Origin of the sequence: Streptomyces liangshanensis, assembly GCF_011694815.1 — a bacterium.
In the GTDB taxonomy this organism is placed as follows: Bacteria; Actinomycetota; Actinomycetes; order Streptomycetales; family Streptomycetaceae; genus Streptomyces; species Streptomyces liangshanensis.
On record NZ_CP050177.1, the window covers coordinates 4,490,577 to 4,515,615 of the forward strand.

At 72.1% G+C, this 25,039-nt stretch carries 23 protein-coding genes; 10 read left to right on the forward strand and 13 right to left on the reverse strand.

Annotation, left to right across the window (positions count from 1 at the left end; translation table 11 throughout):
* The first annotated feature begins 260 nt into the window (after positions 1-260).
* On the forward strand, positions 261-1,430 hold the full coding sequence (locus HA039_RS19485) for a hypothetical protein (RefSeq protein WP_167031503.1): 1,170 nt from the start codon (positions 261-263) through the stop codon (positions 1,428-1,430).
* Between the two features lie 800 nt (positions 1,431-2,230).
* On the opposite strand, the gene HA039_RS19490 is transcribed toward HA039_RS19485, so the two are convergent.
* Positions 2,231-3,115, reverse strand: a complete 885-nt coding sequence (locus HA039_RS19490; protein ID WP_167031506.1) for an NAD(P)-dependent oxidoreductase — start codon at positions 3,113-3,115, stop codon at positions 2,231-2,233.
* A gap of 125 nt (positions 3,116-3,240) precedes the next feature.
* Here HA039_RS19490 and HA039_RS19495 point away from each other — a divergent pair, with 125 nt between their 5' ends.
* Positions 3,241-4,236, forward strand: coding sequence for a GlxA family transcriptional regulator (locus tag HA039_RS19495; RefSeq protein WP_425086365.1), 996 nt, complete (start codon positions 3,241-3,243; stop codon positions 4,234-4,236).
* Here HA039_RS19495 and HA039_RS19500 read toward each other — a convergent pair.
* From HA039_RS19500 to HA039_RS19510, 3 genes are read right to left on the reverse strand one after another with little or no spacing between them, the layout of a single operon-like run.
* A complete protein-coding gene (locus HA039_RS19500) occupies positions 4,233-5,171 on the reverse strand; it encodes an ABC transporter ATP-binding protein (protein WP_243869581.1) in 939 nt (312 codons plus the stop codon). The genes HA039_RS19495 and HA039_RS19500 overlap by 4 nt on opposite strands.
* Positions 5,168-6,253, reverse strand: a complete 1,086-nt coding sequence (locus tag HA039_RS19505; RefSeq protein WP_167031509.1) for a FecCD family ABC transporter permease — start codon at positions 6,251-6,253, stop codon at positions 5,168-5,170. The genes HA039_RS19500 and HA039_RS19505 overlap by 4 nt, the downstream gene beginning before the upstream one ends.
* A complete protein-coding gene (locus tag HA039_RS19510) occupies positions 6,250-7,284 on the reverse strand; it encodes a FecCD family ABC transporter permease (RefSeq protein WP_167031512.1) in 1,035 nt (344 codons plus the stop codon). The genes HA039_RS19505 and HA039_RS19510 overlap by 4 nt, the downstream gene beginning before the upstream one ends.
* 186 nt (positions 7,285-7,470) lie before the next feature.
* Between HA039_RS19510 and HA039_RS19515 the strand changes: the two genes are divergently transcribed.
* Complete coding sequence (locus tag HA039_RS19515) at positions 7,471-8,166, forward strand: HAD family hydrolase (protein ID WP_167031515.1); 696 nt, start codon at positions 7,471-7,473, stop codon at positions 8,164-8,166.
* On the opposite strand, the gene HA039_RS34635 is transcribed toward HA039_RS19515, so the two are convergent.
* Positions 8,109-8,519 (reverse strand): hypothetical protein, encoded by a 411-nt coding sequence (locus tag HA039_RS34635; protein ID WP_425086366.1) that lies wholly within the window; start codon positions 8,517-8,519, stop codon positions 8,109-8,111. The genes HA039_RS19515 and HA039_RS34635 overlap by 58 nt on opposite strands.
* A 147-nt stretch (positions 8,520-8,666) precedes the next feature.
* On the opposite strand from HA039_RS34635, the gene HA039_RS34415 reads away from it, so the two are divergent.
* Positions 8,667-9,050, forward strand: a complete 384-nt coding sequence (locus tag HA039_RS34415) for a cold-shock protein (protein ID WP_167031521.1) — start codon at positions 8,667-8,669, stop codon at positions 9,048-9,050.
* A 30-nt stretch (positions 9,051-9,080) separates the two neighbouring features.
* Here the strand turns inward: HA039_RS34415 and HA039_RS19530 are convergent, their stop codons facing one another.
* The 4 genes from HA039_RS19530 to HA039_RS19545 form a co-directional block, all read right to left on the reverse strand.
* Positions 9,081-9,974, reverse strand: a complete 894-nt coding sequence (locus HA039_RS19530; protein ID WP_167031524.1) for a 1,4-dihydroxy-6-naphtoate synthase — start codon at positions 9,972-9,974, stop codon at positions 9,081-9,083.
* Positions 9,971-10,723 carry a futalosine hydrolase gene (locus HA039_RS19535; RefSeq protein WP_167031527.1) on the reverse strand — a complete coding sequence of 251 codons (753 nt, stop codon included), beginning with the start codon at positions 10,721-10,723 and terminating at the stop codon, positions 9,971-9,973. Before HA039_RS19535 ends, HA039_RS19530 begins: the two co-directional genes overlap by 4 nt.
* Before the next feature lie 64 nt (positions 10,724-10,787).
* A complete protein-coding gene (locus HA039_RS19540) occupies positions 10,788-11,276 on the reverse strand; it encodes a DUF2771 domain-containing protein (protein ID WP_167031530.1) in 489 nt (162 codons plus the stop codon).
* A 150-nt stretch (positions 11,277-11,426) separates the two neighbouring features.
* A complete protein-coding gene (locus tag HA039_RS19545) occupies positions 11,427-12,779 on the reverse strand; it encodes an MFS transporter (RefSeq protein ID WP_167031533.1) in 1,353 nt (450 codons plus the stop codon).
* A gap of 556 nt (positions 12,780-13,335) precedes the next feature.
* Between HA039_RS19545 and HA039_RS19555 the strand changes: the two genes are divergently transcribed.
* Both HA039_RS19555 and HA039_RS19560 read left to right on the forward strand, forming a co-directional pair.
* Positions 13,336-14,256: a DUF3027 domain-containing protein gene (locus HA039_RS19555; protein ID WP_167031536.1), complete on the forward strand. Its 921-nt coding sequence runs from the start codon at positions 13,336-13,338 to the stop codon at positions 14,254-14,256.
* Between the two features lie 476 nt (positions 14,257-14,732).
* Positions 14,733-15,002, forward strand: coding sequence for a hypothetical protein (locus HA039_RS19560; protein ID WP_425086367.1), 270 nt, complete (start codon positions 14,733-14,735; stop codon positions 15,000-15,002).
* Between the two features lie 185 nt (positions 15,003-15,187).
* On the opposite strand, the gene HA039_RS34420 is transcribed toward HA039_RS19560, so the two are convergent.
* The 4 genes from HA039_RS34420 to HA039_RS19575 all read right to left on the reverse strand — a co-directional run bounded on the left by HA039_RS34420 (position 15,188) and on the right by HA039_RS19575 (position 18,730).
* Positions 15,188-15,316, reverse strand: a complete 129-nt coding sequence (locus HA039_RS34420; protein WP_279592853.1) for a hypothetical protein — start codon at positions 15,314-15,316, stop codon at positions 15,188-15,190.
* Positions 15,317-15,894: 578 nt separating this feature from the next.
* Entirely contained in the window at positions 15,895-16,425 is a 531-nt protein-coding gene (locus tag HA039_RS19565) for a hypothetical protein (RefSeq protein WP_167031540.1), read from the reverse strand.
* A gap of 34 nt (positions 16,426-16,459) precedes the next feature.
* Positions 16,460-18,280 carry an alpha/beta hydrolase gene (locus HA039_RS19570; RefSeq protein ID WP_167031543.1) on the reverse strand — a complete coding sequence of 607 codons (1,821 nt, stop codon included), beginning with the start codon at positions 18,278-18,280 and terminating at the stop codon, positions 16,460-16,462.
* A gap of 6 nt (positions 18,281-18,286) precedes the next feature.
* On the reverse strand, positions 18,287-18,730 hold the full coding sequence (locus tag HA039_RS19575; protein ID WP_167031546.1) for a hypothetical protein: 444 nt from the start codon (positions 18,728-18,730) through the stop codon (positions 18,287-18,289).
* Between the two features lie 392 nt (positions 18,731-19,122).
* On the opposite strand from HA039_RS19575, the gene HA039_RS19580 reads away from it, so the two are divergent.
* The 4 genes from HA039_RS19580 to HA039_RS19595 all read left to right on the forward strand — a co-directional run bounded on the left by HA039_RS19580 (position 19,123) and on the right by HA039_RS19595 (position 25,020).
* Entirely contained in the window at positions 19,123-19,494 is a 372-nt protein-coding gene (locus tag HA039_RS19580; RefSeq protein WP_208298653.1) for a hypothetical protein, read from the forward strand.
* Positions 19,495-19,715: 221 nt separating this feature from the next.
* Positions 19,716-22,862 carry a sacsin N-terminal ATP-binding-like domain-containing protein gene (locus HA039_RS19585; RefSeq protein WP_167031552.1) on the forward strand — a complete coding sequence of 1,049 codons (3,147 nt, stop codon included), beginning with the start codon at positions 19,716-19,718 and terminating at the stop codon, positions 22,860-22,862.
* A gap of 227 nt (positions 22,863-23,089) precedes the next feature.
* On the forward strand, positions 23,090-23,995 hold the full coding sequence (locus HA039_RS19590; RefSeq protein ID WP_167031556.1) for a calcium-binding protein: 906 nt from the start codon (positions 23,090-23,092) through the stop codon (positions 23,993-23,995).
* A 158-nt stretch (positions 23,996-24,153) separates the two neighbouring features.
* A complete protein-coding gene (locus tag HA039_RS19595) occupies positions 24,154-25,020 on the forward strand; it encodes a DUF5707 domain-containing protein (RefSeq protein WP_167031559.1) in 867 nt (288 codons plus the stop codon).
* Positions 25,021-25,039: the final 19 nt, after the last annotated feature.

Consider the following 25,039-nt stretch of genomic DNA (forward strand, 5'->3'; position numbering starts at 1 on the left):
CGGAGGAGGAGGGGCGGGGAGGGGTCCTTCGCAAGGTCGGGCGACCGCGTTCGTGCGGTTCCGGCCGGGTCGTTCGTACGGTTCCGGCCGACGTGTTCGGGCCGTACGGGCGGGCCGTTCCGGACGATACGGGCGGACCGCCGCGTACCGGTCGCGGCGCGGGTACGGGGACGCCGGCCGGCCTTTGTCGTACTGGACGTACGGGGATGACTCCGACAGCATCGCGTGCGTGCACCTGCGTGTACCTGTGGGAGGAACGTGTGGGGATCGAGAGCGACCAGCTCGTCTACGACTACCTGAGCCGGGTCGGTGACGCGGCGCGCCAGCAGCAGCTGGCGTCCGGGGACCGGATGAGACTGGTCTCGACGCTGCGCAACGAGATCGACCGGCAGCGCGGGAAGTCGGGGGGCGACAGCCCGGCGGCGGTACGGCGCATCCTCGGCCGCCTCGGGGAGCCGAACGCGGTGGTGCGGGCGGCGTCGAGCGGCGGCCCGGGCGCGTCGGCAGGGTCGGGCGACCCCGGCGGCTACGCGCCCCCACCGTCCCCTCCCCCGCCCGCTTCCCCATCCCCATCCCCGTCCTCGTCGTCGTCGCCGGGTCCGGTCGTGCCGGGGCAGCGGGGCCGGCGGGGCGGCGGTTGGCTGAGCAAGGCGGGCCGGTCCGGCCGGGGCGACCGGGGCGACAAGGCCGCGGGTACGGACGCGGGCGCCCAGATCCCCCACCAGGCGTCGGGACCGTCCGGGGCGTCGGCTGTTCCCGGGCCTCGGGGGCCGCATCTGGCCGGGATGGACGAGGTGGGGTCCGCGAACGGCAGGACCGACTGGTGGCGCGTCGAGCCGGGGCCGATGGGCAACGGGCCGACGGGCGGCGGGATCGGCGTGCCGGGCTTCGTGGGCGGGGTGGAGCTCCCCGAGATACTGGTCCCGCCGCCCGACCCGGCCAAGAAGGCGGGGGCCGCGGGCGACGGCGACGAGGCGGTCGAGGCCGGCTCGGCGGGCCGCCGCGCGTGGCGGGCGTTGTGGCGGCGGCGCGGCGCGGACGAGGCCGTCGGGGAGGCCGAGGAGGCCGAGGTCGTGGTGGCCGCCCGGCCCGTCCGCCTCTCCCACCCCCTGCTGCTCCTCGCCGCCGGGCTGCTGGTGGTGGGCGCGTTCCTGGGCTCGTGGCTGGCCCTGGCGGGCGGCTGGCTCCTGGCATACGCGTCGCGCGCGCTCCCCCGGGCGGCGGCGAAGTGGGCGGTCTTCGGCCTGCCGGGCGTCTCGGTGGCCGGCGGCCTGATCTGGCTGTGGGGCCGCGCCAACGACCGCTGGGGCGAGGCGATCCCCGAGGGAGGCTGGAACGCCGCGATAGCGGACACGGCCCCAGCGGTGATACGCACAGCGGCGATCGCCTCGGCCCTGTACCTCCTGTGGCGCTCCCGCAGACAGACGTGAGCTTCACGGCACGGCCCCGGCGGTAGGGCACCCTGCGACAAGGCACCGGCGCCGCAGCCCCCGTACCGCGAGACCGCGTGCCCGCGGACCTCGCCGCCGCGCGGCGGTACTCGCCGGCTAGCGAGGCCGCAGGCCCGGCGACCCGCAGGCCCGCGAACCTCGCGGCCCGCCGCGCGGCGGTTACTCACCGGTCCGCGAGGCCGCGCGCCCGCTGGCCCGCAGATTCGCGAGACTGCGGAACCGCGAACCTCGCCCCTGCCGCGCAGCGGTTACCCGCCAGTCCGCGAGGCCGCGTGCCCGCAGGTCCGCGAGACCGCGAACCTCACCCCCCGCCGGCCAGCGCGACCGCGTGCCCGCAGGTCCGCGAAACCACGGACCTCGCCACCCGCCGCGCGGCGGTTACCCCGCCGGCCCATGGGACCGCGCGCCCGCGTGCCCGCTGGCCCGCGGATCCGCGCGACCGCGGAACCGCGAACCTCGCCGCCTGCCGCGCAGCGGTTACCCGCCAGCCCGTGGGGCCGCGTGCCCGCAGATCCGCGAGAGCGGTTACCCGCAGCTAGCGCGACCGCAGGCCCGCAGGGCCGCGAATTTCGCCGCCCGCCGCGCGGCGGTTACTCGCCGGCCCGCGAGGCCGCGCGCCCGCGTGCCCGCCGACCCGCGAGACCGCAGACCCGCGAACCTCGCCGCCCGCCGCGCAGCGGTTACCCGCCGCGGCCAGCGCGATCGCCAGCCAGCGCGACCGCAGGCCCGCAGGCCCGCAGGCCCGCCGCCCCGCGAACCTCACCCCCGCCGCGCGACGGTTACCGGCCGGCCGTCGGGTTTCGCAGGACCTCGATCACGCTCGCGTAGCTGTCGGACCCGTGGCCCGCGGTCCTCGCCCGCTCCATGGTGGCCTTCAGCAGTTCCGGCAGGCCGTTGTCCACGCCCCGGGCGGCCGCGGCGTGGATCAGGTGGTCGACGGCCGCGATCTGTACGTCGACGGTGGCGTCGTCCCCCGGATAGTGCCCGGCGTCCACCTGGGACGCGTACGTGGTCAGGAATCCGGACACCGTGCTCAGCCAGCGGACCGCCAGCGGCGTGAAGGCCGTGGCCGGCGTCTTCTCCGCGCCGACCAGCGCGGTGCCGTGCAGCCAGCCGGTCATGGCGGACCACATGAGGCCGAGCAGGGCGGCGTCGTGCAGGGAGGCCGTACCGGCGTCGGCGCCCAGGTACAGGGGATCGCCCAGGGCCGTCAGGGCCGGACGGTGGGTGTCGAAGACGGCGCGCGACCCGCTGTACAGGAACATCACCTCCGCGTTGCCCACGCCCGGCGGGGTGGTCATGGCGGCGCCGTCGAGGAAGTCCGCGCCGTGCGACCGGGCCCACGCGAGGTTCTCCTGAGCCTGCTCCGGCGTGCCGGAGGTGAGGTTGACCAGGGACTTCCCGGCGAGGGACCCGGTCAGCGGGTCCAGGACGGCGCGCAGCGCCTCGTGGTCCCGTACGCAGGCGACGACGAGCGGGCTCGCGGCGATCGCCTCCTCGGGTGTCGCCGCCAGGCGGGCCCCCCGGTCGGTCAGCGGCCGGGCCTTGTGCGGCGACCGGTTCCACACGGTGGTCGGATGGCCGCCGTCCAGTAACGCGGCGGCCAGTGCCGAGCCCATCGAGCCCAGTCCGACGACGCTCACGGCTCGGTGATCGGAATGCATGCCACAACTCCCTTGTACGTGCGTCCGTGACGGTTGATCACGTACCGCCACGCTCGCAGGGTGGGGCGGCCGGAAACAGTGACACCGATGACGGCCACCGCCGAATTCGTGCCAGACTCCGGCGCGTGAGCGCTGGGTCCGTCGCCGTGGCCGTGATCGAGGACGTCCGGGTTCTCTCCTGGGACCTGTACGAGCTGAGCATCCCCTGCACCGTCTTCGGGAAGCCGCAGCCCGACCTGGCCGACACCTGGTACGACCTGCGGCTGTGCGGAGGCGGCGACCCGCCGGAGGACGGCACCCCGGCCGGTGCCGGGATCGCGCTGCGGACCCCCTACGGGCTCGCGGACCTCGTCGGCGCCGACACGGTTGTCGTGCCCTCGGTGCCCGACTCCTGCGTGGAGGACGGCAGACCGCTGCCCCGGGCGCTGATCGAGGCCCTGCGCGACGCCAGTGACGCGGGGGCCCGCATGGTCTCCCTGTGCACCGGCGCCTTCGCCCTCGCCGAGGCGGGGCTGCTCGACGGACGCCGTGCCACGGCCCATTGGATGCACACGGCCCAACTGGCCGAGCGCTACCCGAAGGTGCAGGTCGACGACTCGGTGCTGTACGTGGACGACGGGGACGTGCTCACGAGCGCCGGGCTGAGCGCCGGGCTCGACCTCTGCCTCCATCTGGTACGCCGGGACCTCGGCGCCCACGTCGCCAACCAGCTGGCCCGCCGGATGGTGGTGCCCGCCCACCGGACCGGCGGCCAGGCGCAGTTCATCGACCTGTCCGTCCCGCCGAGCGACGACCAGGGACTGGGCCACGTACTGGACTGGGCCCGGGCCCGCCTCGACCAGCCCCTGACCGTCGAGGACCTTGCGCGGCGGGCCGCGATGAGCCGGCGGACGTTCTACCGGCGGATCCGGGCGGCCACCGGGACGACCCCGCTCCAGTGGCTCCTGAACCAGCGCCTGGCGCGCGCCCAGGGCCTGCTGGAGTCGACGGACCTGCCGGTCGAGAAGGTCGGGGAGCTGAGCGGCCTGGGCACGGCCAACAACCTCCGCCACCACTTCCTCAAACAGCTCGGGGTGTCGCCGGCCGACTACCGCCGCGCCTTCCCCCGGACGACCCCCTAGCCCTCCACGCGGTCCGGGCTCTCCACGTGGTCCGGGCTCTCCACCGGGTCCGGATCCTCCACGCGGTCCCGATCCGCCGCCCGATCCGGCCCCTCCGCCCGGTCCGAACCCTCCGCTCGATCCGAACCCGCCACCCCGCCCAACCCCTCCGGCCGGTACGGCGCCCCCGGGACCACCAGGGGTGAGCCCGTCACCGGGTCCGGGACCACCACCGACTCCAGGCCGAAGACCTCCCGTACCAGCTCCGCCGTCACCACCTCGCCGGGCTCGCCCTCCGCCACGACCCGGCCCGCCTTCATCGCGACGAGGTGATCCGCGTACCGGGCCGCCTGGTTGAGGTCGTGCAGGACGATCACGACCGTGCGGCCCTGCTCGTGGTTCAGGCGGCGCACCAGGTCCAGCACCTCCACCTGGTGCGCGATGTCCAGGAACGTCGTCGGCTCGTCCAGGAGCAGCAGGTCCGTCTCCTGCGCCAGCGCCATCGCGATCCACACCCGCTGCCGCTGGCCGCCCGACAGCTCGTCCACCGACCGGTCCGCGAGGGCCGTCACGTCCGTACGCTCCATCGCGTCCGTCACCGCGCGCTCGTCCGCGTCCGACCACTGCCGCCACCAGCTCTGGTGCGGCTGCCGGCCGCGCGACACCAGGTCCGCGACCGTGATCGCCTCCGGCGCGACCGGCGACTGCGGCAGCAGGCCGATCGACTGCGCGATCCGCTTCGTCGGGATCCGCGACAGCTCCTCGCCGTCCAGCAGCACCGCCCCGCCCCGGGGCTTCAGCAGCCGCCCCAGCGCCCGCAGCGTCGTGGACTTGCCGCACGCGTTCGGGCCGACGATCACCGTCACCCGCCCGTCGGGGACGGCGAGTTCCAGCTCGTGGACGACCGTGCGGTCCTCGTACGCGAGTGTCAGATCCCTGGCGACGAGCCTGCTCATGCGGTGCCTCCTGCGGTACGGCTTCGAACGATCAACCAGATCAAGTACGGCGCGCCCACCGCCGCCGTCAGCACCCCCACCGGCAGCTCCGTCGGCGAGAACAGCTTCCTCGCCAGCAGGTCCGCCAGGACCACGATCACCGCGCCCAGCAGCGCCGAGCACAGCAGCGGGATCTGCGCGGTCCGGGTCATCCGCCGTGCGATCTGCGGCGCCAGCAGCGCCACGAAGTCCACCGGCCCCGCCGCCCCCGTCGCCACCGACGCCAGGACCACGCCCAGCAGCACCAGGCCCAGCCGGGTGCCCCCGAGCCGTACCCCCAGCGCCGTCGCCGTGTCGTCGTCCAGGGACACCGACCGCTGCGCGTACGCCGCCCACGCCACCGCGGGCACCAGCGCCAGCAGGGTCCAGCCCAGCGGCGTGGCCTCCTCCCAGCCGCGCCCGTTGAGCGAACCGGTCATCCACACCTGCGCCTGCTGGGCGACCAGGTAGTCGCCCTTCGTCAGGAACAGGCTCGTCACCGACCGCAGCGCGATCGCGAACCCGATGCCGATCAGCACGAAGCGCGTCGCGTGCAGACCACCGCGCCACGCGAACACGTACACCAGCGCGGCCGCCGCGATCCCGCCCGCGACCGACAGGTACGGCAGGGCCGTGTACGACGTGACGCCGAACGTCATCGCCCCGACCGTGAGCGCCCCCGCGCCCTGGCTGATGCCGATGATGTCCGGGCTGGCCAGCGGGTTGCGGGCGACGGTCTGGATCAGCGCCCCCGCGACCCCGAACGCCAGCCCCACGAACAGCCCGACGACCATGCGCGGCAGCCGCAGCGTCCCGACCACCAGCTCGTCGGGCGACGGCTGCCCGAGGATCACCTTCAGGACCTCGGAGGGCGGTACGAAGCTCTCGCCCACGCTCAGGTACGCCACGCACACCGCCGCCAGCAGCACGGCGAGCCCCGCGGCCGCCGCGCACGCGCGCCGGTGCAGCAGGAACGAGCCGCGCCCGGCCCGTACGACCACGTACCCCTCCGGGCGCACGCCTCCCGCCCGGGGGCGGGCCTTCTCCCCGACGACCGTCGTCATGCCGGCACCGCCTTCCGGCGTACGAGAGCGACCAGGAACGGCACCCCGAGCAGCGCCGTCATCACCCCGGCCGGGACCTCGCCCGGCGGGAAGACGATCCGCCCGATCACGTCCGACACCAGCAGCATCACCGGGCCGATCAGCGCGGCCATCGGCAGCAGCCAGCGGTGGTCGGTCCCGACGATCGCGCGGGCGATGTGCGGTACGGCGAGGCCGACGAACGCGATCGGGCCGGCCGCCGCCACCCCCGCGCCGGTGAGCACGGTCGCGCCGAGCCCGCCCAGGATCCGTACCGCCGCGACGTTCTGGCCCAGGCCCTTCGCCACGTCCTCGCCCAACGCCAGCGCGTCCAGGCCCCGGGCCACCGAGAACACCAGCACCGCGCCCAGCAGCAGGAACGGCCAGATCTGGTTCACCACGTGGGTGTCGCGGCCCGCGATCGACCCGACCTGCCAGAAGCGGAACTCGTCCAGCGTCGACGCGTCCGTGGTCAGCACCCCCTGCGTCACCGACGCCAGCAGCGCGTTGATCGCGGCGCCGCCGAGCGCGAGCTTGACCGGGGTGGCCCCGCCCCGGCCGCTGGACGCGATCGCGTACACCGCCACCGACGCCACCGCCGCGCCCGCGAAGGCGAACCAGACGTACCCCGACAGGGTGTGGACGCCGAGGACGGAGATGGCCAGGACCACGGCCACCGAGGAGCCCTGGCTGATCCCGAGGATGCCGGGGTCGGCGATCGGGTTGCGGGTGATGCCCTGGAAGGTGGTGCCCGCGAGGGCGAGCGCCGCCCCCACCATCAGCCCGATGAGCGTGCGCGGCACCCGCAGGTGCCGTACGACCTCGGCGTCGTCGCTGTGCCCGCCGTGCAGCAGCGCGTCGAACACGACGGAGGGGGCGACGGCGCGCGCGCCCACCGCGAGGCTCAGCAGGACCGCGAGGAGCAGCGCGACGACGGCGGCGGCCGTCCAGCCGGTACGGCGGGCGGCCAGAGCGCGTCTGGTACGGGGGATCGGCGGGGCGGCGGCCGGCATGGGAACCAATCGGGGCTGGGGTGGGGCGCAAGGATGGTTAGGCTTGGCTAAGTGGCCCGGCTCAGTCTAAGCAGCCCTTTCCGGCCACCGACGGCCGGGGACGGGCAGCGGCGGGACGGGGGACGTACCGGGGACGGCCGCCGGCGGCCCCGCACTGCCGGGCACGGCCCGGGCACAATGGCACCCATGGCCTCCCTCACCCCGTCCGCCCCGTCGCGGTCCACCCCGTCGCGCGCGCTCACCGTCGGCTTCGACCTCGACATGACCCTGATCGACTCACGGCCCGGCATCCGCGCCGCCTTCCTGGCGCTCTCCGCCGAGACGGGCGTCCCGATCGACGCCGACCTCGCCGTCACCCGGCTCGGGCCGCCGCTCGACCGGGAGCTGGCGCACTGGTTCCCCGAGGACCGGATCGCCGAAGTGGGCGACCGCTACCGCGAGATGTACCCCGCCTACGCCATCACGCCCTCCACGGCGCTGCCCGGCGCGCGGGAGGCCGTCGCCGCCGTCCGGGCGTCGGGAGGCCGGGTGATCGTCGTCACCGCGAAGTACGAGCCGAACGCGAAGCTCCACCTCGCGCACCTCGGCATCGAACCGGACGACGTCATCGGGTCGCTGTGGGCGGAGGGCAAGGCGGAGGCGCTGCGCGCGCACGGGGCGTCGGCCTACGTGGGCGACCACACCGGGGACGTCCGCGGGGCGCGGGCGGCGGGCGCGCTCTCCGTCGCCGTACCGACCGGGCCGTGCGACGAGGCGGAGCTGCTCGCGGCGGGGGCGGACGTGGTCCTGCCGGACCTCACGGCGTTCCCCGCGTGGGTGCGTGCCTACGCGGCCGGGGTGGCCGGGGCCGACGCGGAGTCGGAAGCCGCCGACCTGGCCTGAGCCGCCGACTTGGCCTGACGGCGCTGGGCCGCCACCGAACGCAGCACCCCGGCGGCCGCGACGAGGAACCCGACCCCCATCAGCATGCTGACGAGGTACGCGACGGTCGGGAACGGACGCGTGCCGAAGAACAGGGGCGCCACGGTGACCAGGGTGGCCACGGCGCCGACGATGAAGACGAGCGCGCCGATCCGGACGAGTCCGTCGCCGGGTCCGGGCTCGTCCGCCGTGCGGGGCGCGGGAGCGGCCGTGCGGGGTGCAGGAGTAGCAGTCACGCCACCAGGGTAGTTCCCTGCGGAACAGGAGCTGACAGGAACCGACCGGCAACGTCTTGTCACCGGCGCCTGGACCATTAGCCTTGGGGGTGGCGGGTCAGGCGACCCGCTGTAGTGCTATCCGGAGCCGTTTCGGACCCGTTGCGGAGCCGTTCCGGACCCGGATCAGACCTGATTTCCTTCGCGCGCGGCAGCGCACCGATGAGTACGAGGACGAGGACAGACGTGCCTACCGGCAAGGTGAAGTGGTTCAACAGCGAGAAGGGCTTCGGCTTTCTCTCCCGTGACGACGGCGGCGACGTCTTCGTCCACTCGTCGGTCCTCCCTGCCGGAGTCGACGTACTCAAGCCAGGCCAGCGCGTGGAGTTCGGGGTCGTCGCCGGTCAACGCGGGGACCAGGCACTGTCGGTGACGGTTCTCGACCCGACGCCCTCGGTGGCCGCCGCCCAGCGCCGCAAGCCCGACGAACTGGCCTCGATCGTCCAGGACCTGACGACGCTCCTGGAGAACATCACCCCGATGCTGGAGCGCGGCCGCTACCCCGACAAGGCCAACGGGTCGAAGATCGCGGGCCTGTTGCGCGCGGTGGCGGACCAACTGGACGTCTGACGGCGGGGAGCACGGGGCCGGACCACCGGCTCAGGCAGGTCGCAGCGCGTCGTGGCGGAGGGGCGGTACGAGTCCCTCGGCCGCGGCACGCGTGAGCAGCCCGCGCACCGCCGCGTACCCGTCCTCGCCGAGGTCGGCGGTGAACTCGTTGACGTACAGGCCGATGTGCTGGTCGGCGACCGCCGGGTCCATCTCCTGGGAGTGCGCCAGGACGTAGGGCCGTGACACCTCGGGGTCGTCCCACGCCATCCGTACGGACGCGCGCGCCGCGTCGGCCAGCCGGCCGAGCGTTTCGGCGCCCAGCGAGCGCTTCGCGATGATCGCGCCGAGCGGGATCGGCAGCCCCGTCGTGGACTCCCAGTGCGCACCCATGTCGGCGAGGCAGTGCAGCCCGTAGTTCTGGTACGTGAACCGCGCCTCGTGGATGACCAGTCCGGCGTCCACCTTGCCGTCCCGTACCGCCGGCATGATCTCGTGGAACGGCAGGACGACGATCTCGCCCACCCCGCCGGGGACCACCTCGGCCGCCCACAGCCGGAACAGCAGGTAGGCGGTGGAGCGTTCGCTCGGTACGGCGACGGTCTTCCCGGTGAGGTCGGTGCCCGCCTCCTTCGTCAGCACGAGCGGACCGCAGCCCCGGCCCAGCGCGCCGCCGCAGGGCAGCAGCGCGTACTCGTCCAGGACGTACGGCAGCACGGCGTACGACACCTTGAGGATGTCGAACTCCCCGCGTTCCGCCATGCCGTTGGTGATGTCGATGTCGGCGAACGTGACGTCGAGCGCGGGCGCGCCGGGCACCCGGCCGTGGGCCCAGGCCTCGAAGACGAAGGTGTCGTTCGGGCACGGCGAGAACGCGATGTCGAGCGGGCGGCCGGAGTCGGCCTCGTGCGGGGGAGTGGGCACGGGCTGAGGCTGCGACGTCATGACGACTCCTCGAAGACGGGGGTGAGCGTGGCGAACGCGTAGCGCAGCGCGTCCATCGCGGGGCCGATCCGCCACGCGTCCCGGTCGCGCGGGCCGACCGCGTTGGAGACGGCCCGGATCTCCACGCAGGGGATGTCGTGCCGGAACGCCGCCTCCGCGACGCCGAATCCCTCCATGGCCTCGGCGGCGGCACGCGGGTGACGGCGGGTCAGCTCGGCGGCGCGGGCGGCGGTCCCGGTCACGGTGGAGACGGTGAGGACGGGCGCGAGGACCACCCGGACCGCGGGGTCGCCGGCCAGGACCTTGGCGACGCGGCCCGACAGCGCGGGCGCGGGCCGGTGGACCGTACGGCCGAAGCCCAGCTCGTCGACCGGCAGGTAGCCGTCGGGGGTGTCGGCGCCCAGGTCGGCGGCGACGATCGCGTCGGAGACGACGAGGGAGCCGAGGGGTGCGTGGGGCGCGAACCCGCCGCCGATGCCGGCCGAGACGACCAGGTCGTACGGGGGGTCGTACGTGGAGAACGCCAGCGCGGTCGCCGTGGCCGCCGCGGACGCGGCCGGGCCCACTCCGCCGACCAGGACGTCCACGACCGGTATCCGCACCGACGCCGGGCGCGGCATGTACTGGGCGTGGCCCCGCAACTCGTACCCGCCCGTCATCTCCCGCAGCCCGAGGGCGGTGAAACCGGCGAGTCCGCCGACGACGGCGTCCGCCTCGGCCGCCACCGCCGTGACTACGAGGACGTGCATGGCGGGGGCCTCCGGCGGGTCGGCTTCGGCGTGGTGGTCCGGGTCGGGCTCGGAAGGACCCGGATCAGGAGGTTTTCTTGAACGTGAAGTTCCACACCCCGCTGAACGACTTCCCGTCGATCTTCAGGAAGCTGACCTGGCGCGTCGTGGGCGCGGGCTGGCCCGTCTGCGGGTCGGGGGCGAAGAACTGGGCGCCCGTCATCGTGCGGTAGGTCTTCTTGGTCGGCTCGTCGAAGACCGGCGTGCCGTCGACGATGACGGCCCAGCTGTGGTCCGCGATGGACGGCTCGACGCCGAGGTGGACCTCGTCGGTGGAGTTCACCTCGACGGTGTTCTCCGCCTTCCGCTTGACGCAGTTCAGGAGGTCCTTCTGCGCGATGGCCTTGCCGTCGTTGTAGCAGTTCGCCCCGCTGTTCCACGAGTCGTCGCCGACGGTCACGGTCGCGAGCGGCGTCGGCTTGTCACAGGCGGCGAGGACGAGGAGTCCGGCGGACACGGCGCCGAGGGCGATGCCGGCCCGGCGGCCCCTACCAGAGAAGAACGCAACGGTCATGGGCCGAAGGTTATCGGTCGCCACCCCCCGCGCCGCGCGGGGGGCACGCAGGGTGCGGCGGGGCGGCCCGGCGGGCGGTTCCGCGGGGGCCGCGGGTGGCCGTCGCCCTCGGTGTCGTGGGGGTGCGGGGGTTACGGGTCGCCCTCGGCGTCACGCGTGGTGCCCGAGGTGCTGGGACGCGGCCGGCCGCGAGGCCCGGATCAGCCCCCGTACCGCCGCCAGCGCGCCCAGCGCCATGATGCCCGCGGCGACGGACATGCCCAGCGAACCGTTCAGCGGCAGCGCGATCCCGATCGCGCCGCCCACCACCCAGGACATCTGGAGCAGCGTCTCGGAGCGCGCGAAGGCGGACGTCCTGACCTCCTCGGGCACATCCCGCTGGATCGTCGCGTCCAGCGACAGCTTCGACAGGGCCTGCGTGAGCCCCGCCACCGCGCCCAGCACGGCCACCGCCAGCCCGCCGAAGAACACGGCCGCGAAGATCGCCGCCGTCAGGGCGAGCCCCAGCATCGTGGCGATGATCAACTCGGGCCCGCGCGACTTGAGGAGCGAGCCCACGGCCGTACCCAGCGCGTTGCCCACCCCGGCCGAGACCCCCACGATCCCCAGGGAGACGGCGGCGCTCTGCCCCGCGAGGGGGTGCTCGCGCAGCAGGAACGCCAGGAAGAAGGTCAGGAAGCCGGACAGCGCGCGGTGCGAGGCGTTCGCCTGGAGCCCGTGCAGGACCGAGGGCCCCACCGACCGCAGACTCGGCCGCTTCTCGCCGTGCCGTACCAGCTGCGCCTTCCGCTCCCCCTTCGCCGAGTCGACCTTGTGCGGCAGCGTGAACGCCAGGATCGTGCCGCCGGTGAAGATCAGGCACGCGCCGTACAGCGGCCACTGCGGCCCCACGATCTGGAGCCCCGCGCCGATGGGCGCGGCGACACCGGTGGCCAGCAGCCCGGCGAGGGTCACCCGGGAGTTGGCGCGGACGAGCGAGAAGTTCGGGGGCAGGAGGCGCGGTACGACGGCGCTGCGGACCACCCCGTACGCCTTGGAGGCGACGAGCACGCCCAGGGCGGCCGGGTAGAGCTCCAGGCCGCCGGTGGCCACGAACGTGGACATGGCGATGGCGAGGATGGCCCGGGTCAGCATCGCGGCGGCCATGGCGGCGCGCCGGCCGTGCGGGACCCGGTCGAGGAGGGGGCCGATGACGGGGGCGAGGAGGGTGAAGGGCGCCATCGTGACGGCGAGGTAGAGGGCGACGCGGCCGCGGGCCTCGTCGGTCGGTACGGAGAAGAACACGGTCGAGGCGAGGGCGACGGTGATCATGACGTCACCGGCGCCGTTCACCGCGTGCAGCTCGATCAGCTTGCCGAGCCCGGACTCGCCCGCCCCGTGGGCGTGGGTGGCCTTGCGGATGCCCCGCGCGGACGCGGTGAACGGCAGGCGCAGGGCATGGCCGACAGCCCGCCCCGTCCTGCGGAGCGGGCCGGCGTCGTCGGACGACCTTGCGGCTGCCACCCCGTCATAGTGCCCCACCCGCAGGGGAAGCGAACCGATCCTGTCCATGACGGGGCCGTGACAGTGCCATGACGGGGGAGCGGGGGGCGTCACCGTGGGTGTCACCGGGAGGGCGGAGGGTGTTCACCGGCGTGGAACCGCGGGTTCCGGCCTGCGCGGCTCGCATCGAATCCAAACAGAACCCGAGGTTCCGGTCTGACGCGCCGGAAACTCTCGGAGTGGGAAACTCTCGGAGTGGGCCGAAACTCGCCGCAACCCGCTCCCCGCCCGGCCCCGCCAGGGTTACGGGCTTGTTGCGGTGTGGCCGGAAGTGCGGGAAAGACGGCGTGCAGGTGGGCGGGGGGCGAGAGAGGGGGTAGCGTGCGTAGCGCGCCACCGGCGGTTGTTCTCGGCCGCGCGCCTCTTTGTCGTCCCGCAGAATGGATGACGGTAGGCGTGCCCGGGAAGAGGTCGGGCGTGGACGTCGATGCGGCCCTCTGGTCCGCTCCGCCCTCGGCTCGTACATCGCTACTCGGCCGGCGCACCCGTGAGACGGCGTAGGAGAGAAGCGAGACCTGTGAGTGCTGCGACGACGCGAAGCCGAACCCCTGACCGTCTGTGCGCCGAGGCGGTAGACCTCGCCCGCTCGGCTGCCGAGGAGGCGGCCTTCCCCGGGGTCGTCGGAGAACATGTGACGGCGGTGGCCGACGGCGACAGGGTCGTCACCCACTTCTTCGAATGCAAGGAGCTCGGCTACCGCGGCTGGCGCTGGGCCGTGACGGTGACCCGCGCGTCCCGCGCGAAGCTCGTCACGCTGGACGAAACGGTGCTCCTCCCGGGCCCCGACTCCCTGCTGGCACCCGAATGGGTGCCGTGGAGCGAACGGCTCCGTCCGGGCGACATGGGCCCCGGGGACCTGCTGCCGACCGAGGCGGAGGACCTGCGGCTGGAGCCCGGGTACAACGCGGAGGAGTCGGCACCGCCGAACTCGGTGGTGGCGTCGGCGGTGACGCCGCAGAACTTGGCGGACCTGGTAGAAGCAGAGTCCACAGCCCCTTCCCCCTCCCCTTCCCCGTCTCTCTCCTCCGACCCCTCCGGTACGGCGCGGGGGACGATCGCGGCGGTCGCGGAGGAGCTCGGGATGCGCCGGGCGCGGGTGCTGTCCCGGTACGGGCTGCACCTGTCGGCGGACCGCTGGGACGAGAGCTTCGGCGCGAAGACCCCGATGGCGCAGGCGGCGCCCGCGCCGTGCGTGTCGTGCGGCTTCCTGCTGCCGCTGGCGGGGTCGCTGAGACAGGCGTTCGGGGTCTGCGCCAACGAGTTCTCCCCGGCGGACGGGCACGTCGTGTCGCTGGCGTACGGCTGCGGGGGCCACTCGGAGGCAGCGGTGATGCCACCCCCCCTGCGCCCGCTACCGCCGGTGATGGACTCGATGGCTACGGACGCCTTCCCCCTGGACCAGACAACCCAAGAAGCCGAAGACCTGGGCCACGCGTAGCCCGCACCGAACGGGCTTGGGGGCCGCGCGGGTCACTGCTTTGTCCTCAATCGCCGGACGGGCTCGATGGTGCCCGCTGCGGCCTGGTGGCCATCCTCGGGTTGTCGCCGGGGGTCGGCCAGGGGCCATGTCCTGCACTGCATGTTTTACGTCGCGCGCAACCAGCTGTCCCGCTAACCCCCGTCACGCGACACAAAACACGCTCTACGTTCCGGACACGACCCCTGCCCGCCCCCCTTCCAGGCGCACGCCCAAACAACCCGGCCCCCTCCGGGGGCTTGCTTTCAGCCCGTCCGGCACCCACCCCAGCCCGTCCGGCGTTTGAGGACGTCTTTGACCCGCACGGGCAACGGGCCCGGGCCACATCCAGCCCGTCCGGCGCTTGAGGACGCAGTGACCCGCACCCGGCACCGGCCCCGAGGCAACCCCCACCGCACACCGGTCGGGAGAGTACGGCGACCTACAACGTCACCCGCATGACCGCGCGTCAGGCTCGCGGGGTTGAGGTGGGCGCGGGTGTCTGCGTACGCAGGCGGCTCTACGTGGTGGACGGTCTCGTTGGCGACCTCCTACCTGCCCGCCGCATTGCTGACCGGTTCCGCCGTGGAGCGGGAGGACCCGGCGGCATCTACGCGAGGCTCGCGGAGTTGGGCATCGCGCCCGTGCACTTCCGCGAGGAGATCCGCTCGCGCATGCCGCCCCAGACCGAGGCCGAGCGGTGGGGCCTGCCCGGAGAACTCCGGTGATCCTCGTCTCCCGTACCGCCTACGCCGCCGACGACCAGCCCGTCGCGGTCAGCGAAATGACCCTCGACTCAGCGTCGTACACCCTGGAGTAGGAGTTCGACGCATAGGTCGGCACGGGAACGGCCGGGCAGCCGAGGGCAATCAGGCCAGGCATAGCGATCGCGAGGCAGTTCAGGACCGGTGGGTCAGTGCTCGGAGCACAGCCAGAGGTGTACGTTCTTCTCGTCGCTGCCGAGCGCGCCGAGCGCGATCCGCTTGGTGTCACCGCCGCCCGCCGGGTTGCCGCCAGTCGCCCCCGCTCGGGCGGACATCATCGCCGAACCTACGGCCCGATACACCGAAGCCGCCCCCGCCCGCACTTTGCCCGGATCGGCCCGCACAGGCACGTCGCTCCGTCATAGCGGGCCCACCGACGAGCCCGAGACGTCGGTCGGCCAGGCCGCCGGCCGTACGCGACTTTCCCGCACTCGGGATCGCCCTCCGCAACATCCACCTGAGGCGGCGGGTTCCATGGCGCCGAAGTCCAGGGCGTGCGGCCACGGCCGACGGCCCGCACCATTGCCGTACAGCCGTTTGAGGCGGCGTACCGCCGTCCAGCTTGGCGCCACCGAAAGCGGAACCGTGTTCACCGACTCCGATACCCAGTTCAGGGTCTTGCCCTCCGGCCTCGGCCGCGTCGTAGGCGGACGGCACGCTCAACTTCGCCAGCCTCTTGGCCCGGTTGGCCGCATCAAGCACGCCGCCCTTGTTGCCCTCGTCTCCGCTGCCCCCGCAGTCCGTCAGCAAGGCCGTCGCTAGTACAACCCTGGCGGCCTCTATGGCCTCGTGTGTGTCGTTACTTCTCCGTTCCCAGGGCGATGCTCCTCGCCCGCCGGTGAACAACGCGCGTTTTCTAGAACCGTTCGACCTCTTCGCCGTCCGGGACCTGGTAGCAGCCAGATACGACGGTAAGGTCCAGAATTGGTGGATCATTCTTCGACATTTGAACGATGTTGACGCCGACTTTCTTCCTGTCGTTGTCGGCGGTCAATTTAATGTTCTTGTTCTTGCTGGTGTCCGGTCCGTACTCGACGATTTTCCATCCATGCTTCGGAAGTTCGCTCCTGAGTCTTTCCATCGCTTCGTCGAGATCGCTTGCCGAGCCGGGGGTGAAGGCCCACGGGTGGAAAATGCGGAAGTACGTTTTCGTGTCCTTGCCGGAGCAGTCCAGAACCCCTGGGCGACTGTCGGACGCCTTGCCCTTGACGCCGATCAGGTCGTAGATACCGCTGGATACCTTTTCCATCGTGTCGGAAGCGTCACTCGATGTGCTGATCCCGGCGAACGGAGTTCCGGAGGAGTTATTTTCGGTCATGCCGCATCCAGTGAGGGTGGAGAGTGCAAGGGTTAGGGTGAGCACGAGGGCGCTCGGTTTGGTCTTCACGTCAGGTGCCCTACTTCGTCGGACTGGTAGCGAGTCATTTTCGCTGGATGGTCTTCACTTGCGCCCAGGGGTCAGGAGGTGGTTTCAGTTCCACGTTGCTGCCCTTACCGGCTACAACTAGAGCCTGATTTCTTAAGCTCTGCGAGTTCTCATCCCAGTAACCGCTGTGACCTTTGGTATCGGTTGCCATCTGGGAGGCGCCGAATCCCGGGTCGCTGGGAATGATGAAGTGGTCCCCGCCGTGACCCCAGCGGCCGAGGTCCGGAACGGGGTCTCCGTCGGCCTCCTGGTTCCATACGTGACCCCGCGGGACATCCATTTGATTCGCATCGGACACCTTGACACCGGGGCTCCCCGCGAAAATGACGTCGTCGGCGTTCAGATGGCCAGATTCTGCTGCGGCGCCGACCAGTGTCGTTCCGTACGAATGGGCAATCACGGTGGTGTGCGCCGCAGAATCTCCGGAATGTGACACATCAAGGCCGTCCATGAAATCACGGAATTCCGGTGCACCGTCGTATGCATAGTTCTCGAACGGTGCGTCCTTGTAGACGCTGTCAGGTGCGTCGTAGCCGAGCCAGGTAATCGTGGAAACGGATTGCACGTCAGGATAGCGATTGGCTGCGTGCCAGACATTGGCCATCCGGTTGATGTTGCCCTCGATACTTCCCAGATCGGATGAGGTGCCCGGAACATAAACCGCCCGGTGATCCGCTGTGTCCGGGTTTCCGTTGGCGATGATCGCGCGGCCGTCCCCCTCCGCGCTGAACCCCAGAAGGTAGGCCTCCGGCAGTCCGTTCTTACCGGTCGCGTCGAAGCGTCTTTGGATCGCGTCCATGCCGTCGAGGGTTTTGTGAGCTCCCTTTCGGGCCTCTTCCCACTTCTTCCACGCCTGGGTTTCCACCTGGACGCCCTTCATCACGGTCCCTGTGTAGGGGTCGATGTAGGTCTGGAAGCGGTCGGGCGCCGGGTGGGTTCTCAGCCAGGTTTCGTACTGGCCCTGCGCGACGCCGCGGGCCTGGGCGAGGACCATTCGGTTCGACTCGTCCCGGATCGTGGAGGGCAGTCCGTCGAGGGCGCCCACGGCGTCGGGTCGCATGGAGACCCAGGCCGCCTGCTCCTCCGTGCTGAGCCTCTTCCACCACTCCGCGTTCTGCCGTGGACTGCCGTCCCTGGGTGGCTGCGGCAACGAGTCGAGGTACCTCTTGCCCGCCTCGCGCACGCCGCTCGTGTCCGAGGACGCGTCGGCCCAGTCCCGGTCGGAGACGGTCAGGTCGTCGTCGGCCTTCAACGCCCTCAGCTTCGGTGCCCACTTCTCGTCGGCTTCCGTCGCCTGCCTGAGGGCCGCGGCGATCACGTTCGCACAGTCCTGTGCCCGGCGGCGGTGGGGGTTGGGGTCGAAGCCGGCTGCCTGGCGGCCGACGGCGGAGGCCGTTCCGTCCGTCAGGCCGGATACCGTGCCGCCCTCGGGTAACTTGCCGTCCTCGGCCTTCTGTCCACCCGGCGGATAGGTGATCGAGCCGTCGGGGTGCACGGTCAGCCCCGCCGCCCGGGCGTCGTCGAGAGCCGCGTCGAGCTTCCTCTTGGCCGCCTCCATCTCGTACGCGAACGCATCGAGAGCTGAACCGACGAGGCCGCATTCGAGCTGGATGTAGTGGAAGTTCTTTCCTAACTCCGCCAGTTGGCCGATCGCCGCGTCAGCGGCCTCGCCCTTCAAGGACCCCCTCATCGACACGGCGATCCGCGTCTCGACGCGGTCCTTCGCCGCACTCGCCATCTCGGAGGTGCCGCGGTATCCCTCGGCCGCTTCGGCGTACTCGGCCGGCTTGAGGGCCTTGAGTGTCGCGAGGTCCATGACTGATCACCGCCCCGTGTCCTGGCCGCCGACGGCCGGAGTGTCCGCGTGCTCGACCTTCAGGTTGCCGATCTCGGCCATGATCGCCTCGTCGGTCCTCAGCTGATCGCTGCCCGCCCCGGCCAGCAGACCCGCGAGCTTCCCGCACCGCTCGTTCACACTCCTGACGTAGCGGTCCCAGGATTCGTGGACGTCCTTCTGGGCCGCCGCGGTCAGGCAGCCGGCGTCCGCGCCCAGACCTGTCTGGCCCTCCGAAAGCCTTCCCAGCGCCTTGCCGATGTCGTCACGGAACGCGCCGACGTCCCGGCTGGCCCTCGACCAGGCGGACTTGTTCGACACCAGCGTGCCGGTACCGCCACCGGGGTCGAGCGGCACCTGGTTCAGCCGCATCCGCGTGGTGTGCCGCTCGGCCGCTGCGGTCTTGAGCTGCTCCCACTCGTCCCACGCCATGCGTGGCCCCCTCCCCGTGACTTGTCGTATGCCGACGAGCTGATGTGAATGGCGACTGCGATGCCGCGGTGGTCGAGACAGACCGTAGCGGCTGGTGATCACGTGCTCCATCCGCTCCGGCGACCACGGTGCGTGAGTATCCGTACTCATGTGGCAATGGGGGTCTGTGTTGGATGGGGTGGGGGTGGGCGCTGTGTTGGGGTGATGCTTGGCTCTGGGGTGGGCGTTCCGGTGGGCGCATTTGACGGGTAAGTGCTGCTTGATGGGGGTGTGTTGGGGTGGCGTATCAGCTTCAAGCGGTGGCGGGTGGGGAGTTGTTGCTCCGGGGTGCTTCGGAGGGGCTTGTTGGGGCCTGTGTGGTGCCGCTGGGGGGTGGGGTGGCGCTCGTGCCCATGACTGATCGGCTTGTTGACGCTGTTGGTGAGGGTGATTCCGGTCGGGCCCTGGGGTTCTGGCGGCTGCCGGGTGGGTTCGAGGCGGTGTTGGCCCGGTGGTCCCGGGCCGGGGCCGTCGCCTATGTGGAGGCCGAGTACTTCGGTGGGGCGGGGGAGCAGTCGGCCGCCGTTTGGGAGGGCGGGGAGTTGGCGTGGGGGCCGGTGCACGTGCCTGAGGGGCGGGAGTTCTCCGCGGACGGTGGTCCGATCTCGCAGGCCCTACGGCGGTTGGGTGTGGTCGCCCGCGAGGGCCAGGACGAGTTCGCGACCCTCGGGCTGGGGCGGCATCGGGACAACGAGCGGTGGATTCGGGCCGGGGGAGGCCGTTGACTCGGCGCGGCCGGGATGGGGCCGGTGCGTGCGGCCGGTTCGGAGGGGGCGTGTGGCGGTTGTGTGGGGGTGGGTGGGGGGCTCTGTAGATCGTTTATTGCCGGGGGCTGTCGGCCGCCCCGTCGCGCCACCCCGCGACGACGGGGGGAGGGGTTCGCGCGGTACCTTCGGCCGCGTAGGGCGTAGGCGTACGTCCGGTCACCGAAGAGTGGAGTCATGCCGTGGGCGTCAGGACGACCGAGGGGGTCGACCCGTTCGGGACGGGGCGGCTGCGGCGTGGGGTGCTCGACGCGTGGGGGGCCAGTCCCGCGCGGTTCCGGGAGGACGCCAACGCCGAGGAGGACCTCGCGCTCGGCGGTTACCGGGATCGGTTGGTCGTCGAGCTTGCTCAGAACGCCGCCGATGCGGCCAGTAGGGGGATCAGCAGGGTAGGCGAGGGTGGGGGCGCTCAGGGCAGTGGGCGGCTGCGGCTTCGTCTGGTGGGGGGTGGGGGCGACGGGGCCGGTGTGCTGACCGCCGCCAATACCGGGGCGCCCCTGGACTCCGCCGGGGTCGAGTCGCTCAGTACGTTGCGGGCCTCCGCCAAGCGCGAGGGGCACGAAGGGGCCGTCGGGCGGTTCGGGGTCGGGTTCGCCGCCGTGCTCGCCGTCAGCGACGAGCCCGCCGTCCTCGGACACCACGGCGGCGTCCGCTGGTCGCTGGACGAGGCCCGGGAGCTGGCCGCCGAGGCCGCCCAGGGCAGCCCGGGGCTCGGTGACGAGCTGCGCCGCCGCGACGGGCACGTACCGCTGCTGCGTCTGCCGCTGCCCGCCGAGGGCGCGCCGCCCGAGGGGTACGACACCGTCGTCGTCCTGCCCCTGCGGGACGCCGCCGCGTTCGATCTTGTCGAGCGGCTGTTGGGCGAGATCGATGACGCGTTGCTGCTGACTCTGCCGGGGCTTGCGGAGGTCGTGGTCGAAACCCCCGGCGGGGAGCGGGTGTTGCGGCGGTCCGTGGAAGGGCCGTACGTCCACGTCGACGACAGTGCCGGCGGCGGGGACATCCACCGGTGGCGCGTCGTGAGCCGGGACGGCGCCATCGCGCCGGAGCTGCTGGAAGGGCGGCCCGTCGAGGAGCGGCTGCGGCCGCACTGGGCCGTCACCTGGGCCGTGCCCGTGGACGAGGAGGGCGCGCCGGCCCGGCCCCGTACCGCCCCCGTCGTCCACGCCCCGACCCCCACCGACGAGCCCCTCGGCGTCCCCGCGCTGCTCATCGCGTCGTTCCCGCTCGACCCGAGCCGGCGGCACACCGCCCCCGGGCCGCTCACCGACTTCGTCGTCGGCAAGGCCGCCGACGCGTACGCGGAGTTGCTCGGCGGCTGGGAGCCCGTCTCCACCGGCACGATCGACCTGGTGCCGGGACCGCTCGGCAAGGGCGAACTGGACGGCGGTCTGCGGGCGGCGATCCTGGAGCGGCTGCCGCGCGTCGCGTTCCTCGCGCCCGCCGGGCCCAGCGAGGAGCTGACCGCGCTGCGGCCCTTCGAGGCGGAGGTCGTGGAGGGCGGCGGCGCCGACACCGTACGCGTGCTGGCCGAGGTGCTGCCCACCCTGCTGCCCGCCGGGTTCGAGCGCCGCACCGAACTGCGCACGCTGGGCGTCGGGCGGCTGCCGCTGGGCGACGCCATCGACCGGATCGCCGGCGCGGAACGCCCGCCCGAGTGGTGGCGGCGGCTGTACGAGACCCTCGCGGGCGTCGACCCCGATCGGCTGTCCGGGCTGCCCGTACCGCTCGCGAACGGCCGTACGACGATCGGCCCCCGGCAGGTCCTCCTGCCGTTCCCCGACACCGAGGCGCCCGCCGACCTCGCCCGCCTCGGGCTGAAGGTCGCGCACCCCGACGCCGCGCATCCGCTGCTGGAGAAGCTCGGGGCGATGCCCGCGACCCCGCGTGCCGTCCTGACAACTCCGCAGGTACGCAACGCCGTTGCCGCCTCCATGGACGCCGGGGAGATCTGGGACGAGGACGCGGACACCCTCGATGCCGAGGAGCTGGCGGAGACCGTCCTGCGGCTGGTGCGGGACGCCGGGCTCGAACCGGGCGACGAACCCTGGCTGGCCGCCCTCGCGTTGACCGACGAGGACGGGGAGCTGGCGCCCGCCGGTGAACTCGTGCTGCCGGGAAGCCCGTTCGCCGCGCTCATGCGGGAGGACGAACTCGCCCTGTGCGACGGCGATTTGGCCGCGAAGTGGGGCGAGCAGCCGTTGGCCGCCTGCGGGGTGCTGGCCACCTTCGCGCTCGTACGGGCCACCGATGTAGTGCTCGACCCCGACGAACTGGAGCCCCGCGACGGCGACTTCGCCGAGCCCGACGACGCCGGGCTGCTCGACGCCGTGGACGTCTGGTGCGAGGACGTGCTCGACCGGCTGCCGGAGACGCCGGTGCCGCCGGTCGCCACGGAGATCGTGGCCGTACGGGACCTGGACCTCGTGGACGACGATGCCTGGCCGCAGGCCCTCGCGCTGCTCGCCCGCCCGCCGCTGCGGGACGCGCTGACCCAGTCCGTACGCGTCCTGCTGCCCGACGGCACGACGGAGTCCGTACGGTCGTACACGGCGTGGTGGCTCCGGGACCATCCCGTGCTCGACGGCCGCCGCCCCGCCGGTCTGCGCGCGGCCGGCGGCGACCCGCTGCTGAGCGGTCTCTACGACCCGGTGGACGCGTCCGGCTTCGACGACGCGCAGGTGCTGCACGCGCTGGGGGTACGGACCTCCGTCGCGGCCCTCCTCGACGAACCGGGCGGAGCGGCGGAGCTGTTGGGCCGGCTGGCCGACCCGGGCCGGACGGTGGGGGTGGCACAACTCCACTCCCTCTACACCGCGTTGGCGGATCTCGACCCGGACCAGGTGACGCTGCCGGACGAGTTGCGGGTGGTGGTGGACGGTGAGGTACGGGTGGTCGACGCGGGCGACGCGGTGATCGCCGACGCGCCCGACCTGCTCCCGCTCGCGGGCGGGCTGCCGCTGCTGCCCGTCGCGCCTTCCCGCGCGGCTGAGCTGGCGGAGCTGTTGCAGGTACGGCGGCTCGGCGCGACGGTCCCGGCGGAGGTCACGACGGACGGCGAGGAGCACGACGTACCGGAGGCGGTACGGGACCTGCTGGGCGCGGGCACGCCGGAGACGTACGTCGAGCACGAGGAGCTGATCGCCGGGGGCGTCGAACTCGACTGGCGGCGCACCCCGGACGGCGTCGTGCACGCGGCGACGCTGGAGGGCGTCGCGGCGGGGCTGGCGTGGGCGGCGGGGCAGTGGCCGCGGCGGTTCGAGGTGGCGGCGCTGATCGAGGACCCGTCGCGGACGGGCGAGCTGGAGCGGGATCGCTGGTTCGACTGAGCCGTCCGGAGCGGGATTGCTGGTTCGACTGAGCCGGTCCGGAACGGGGCCGCTGGTTCCGGCCGAGTCCGTCCGGAGCGGGATCGCTGGTCAGGCGCCCGGTCCGGGCCTGTCATGGGCGTACCCGGTCTTCGCAAAGGAATGACCATGGGTACAACCATTGGCCAGAGCTTCAGGTCTGGTCCTGCGAGTCACTCAGACTCGCAGGACCAGTACTTGGGGAACACATGCGTATTCGTGCCACCGTCGTCGCCGCAGCCTCCGGCGCACTGGCGCTCTCCGCCTTCGCCGTCCCGGCCTCCCAGGCCGCGCAGCAGGACGGCGTCCACGCCGCGACCGCGCACCTCACCGGAGTGGTGCGGGGCATCGCGGAGGACCACCACACCTCCACGGTCACCACGAAGCACTCGGCGTTCGCCGCGAACAAGGCCGCCGTGGCCAACAAGCCCGCCGTGATCACCAAGGCCTCCGTGAACGGCGGCAAGGCGATCGTCGTCACCGCGACGGAGACCAAGGCCAGGAAGATCCCGTTCTCGGTCACCGCCACCGACGCCTCGGGTGTCGTGGTCGCCGCGGCCGGCCTCTGGTCGGGCACGAACGACAACTCGTTCGACCCGGACGAGAACTCGATCGCCTGCAAGGTGATCAACAAGACCACGACGACCTGCACCGGCAGCGTCACGCTCAAGCCCACCCAGCTCAAGAACGTCGACGCCACGGCCTGGCACGTCCTCGCGGTGGCGTTCGGCAACGACGACAACCCCGACGTGGACCAGCCGGGCCTGAACGAGTCCGCCTCCACGGTCCGCCTCCAGCGCGCCTCCCAGCTGACGGTCGACGCCACCCCGGAGCCCGTGAAGAAGGGCAAGACCATCACGGTCAACGGGAAGCTGACGCGCGCCGACTGGCAGACCAACAAGAACGCGGGCTACGGCACCCAGCCGGTGAAGCTCCAGTTCCGTAAGAAGACCGCCACCACCTACACCACGGTGAAGACGGTCAAGACCTCCTCCACCGGCGTCCTCAAGACCACGGTCACCGCCTCGGTCGACGGCTACTACCGCTGGAGCTTCGCCGGTACGACGACGACGCCGGCGGTCAACGCCGCGGGTGACGCGATCGACGTGAAGTAGTCCTCGCGGACGTCGGATGTCTTGCGCGGGTCTTGCGTGTGTCGCAGCGGTTGGTGATCTTCGCGAGATCTTCGTAAGTGTGTACAACCATCGTTGAGGTTTGCGGGTCTGGTGTGTGAGTCATCGGACTCGCAAACCTCCACCGGGAGTTAACACATATGCGTATGCGCGCCACCGTTGCCGTCGTCACCGGCGCCCTGGCCCTGTCCGCCCTGGCGATCCCGGCCTCCCAGGCCTCGCCCCGGCCGCACAACGATCGCGTGCCCTTCGGCGAGCGCGGTTTCGTCTCGCAGGACCGTGCTCCGGTCGCCGGCAAGCGCGCGCCCCTGGCTGCGTCGGCCAACACCCAGCCCGTCATCAGCAAGGTCGTGGTGAACGGTGGGAAGCCGATCGCGGTGGGCACCACCGCTGTCAAGAAGGTCACGGCCACATTGACCGCGTCCGACGACTCCGGCATCGAGGATGCCTACATCGAGCTCTGGAAGGGTTCGAGCCCCGAGGACGCGGACAACTGGTTCAGCCCGGACGGGGACGCGGCGAAGTGCAAGGCCGCCGGCGCCACCACGTCCACCTGCACGGTGACCTTCTCGGTCGACCCCGAGTACCTGTACAACGTGGATGCCACCACCTGGAAGATCACCGCTGCCGTTCTCGGCAACGACCAGGATGTCGTGTGGAACGACAAGTACTCCACCGTCAAGTTCCAGCGCCAGTCCCAGCTGACCGTCAACGCCGCCCCCGAGCCCGTGAAGAAGGGCAAGACCGTCACGGTCACGGGCAAGCTGGCCCGGGCGAACTGGGACACCGGGAAGTACGCCGGCTACTCGACGCAGCCGGTGAAGCTCCAGTTCCGTAAGAAGACCGCCACCACCTACACCACGGTGAAGACGGTCAAGACGTCCACGACCGGGACGCTCAAGACGACGACCAAGGCGACCGTCGACGGGTACTACCGGTGGAGCTTCGCCGGTACGTCCACGACCCCCGCGATCAACGCCACGGGTGACTTCGTCGACGTGAAGTAGTCCCAGCGGTAGAAGGTAC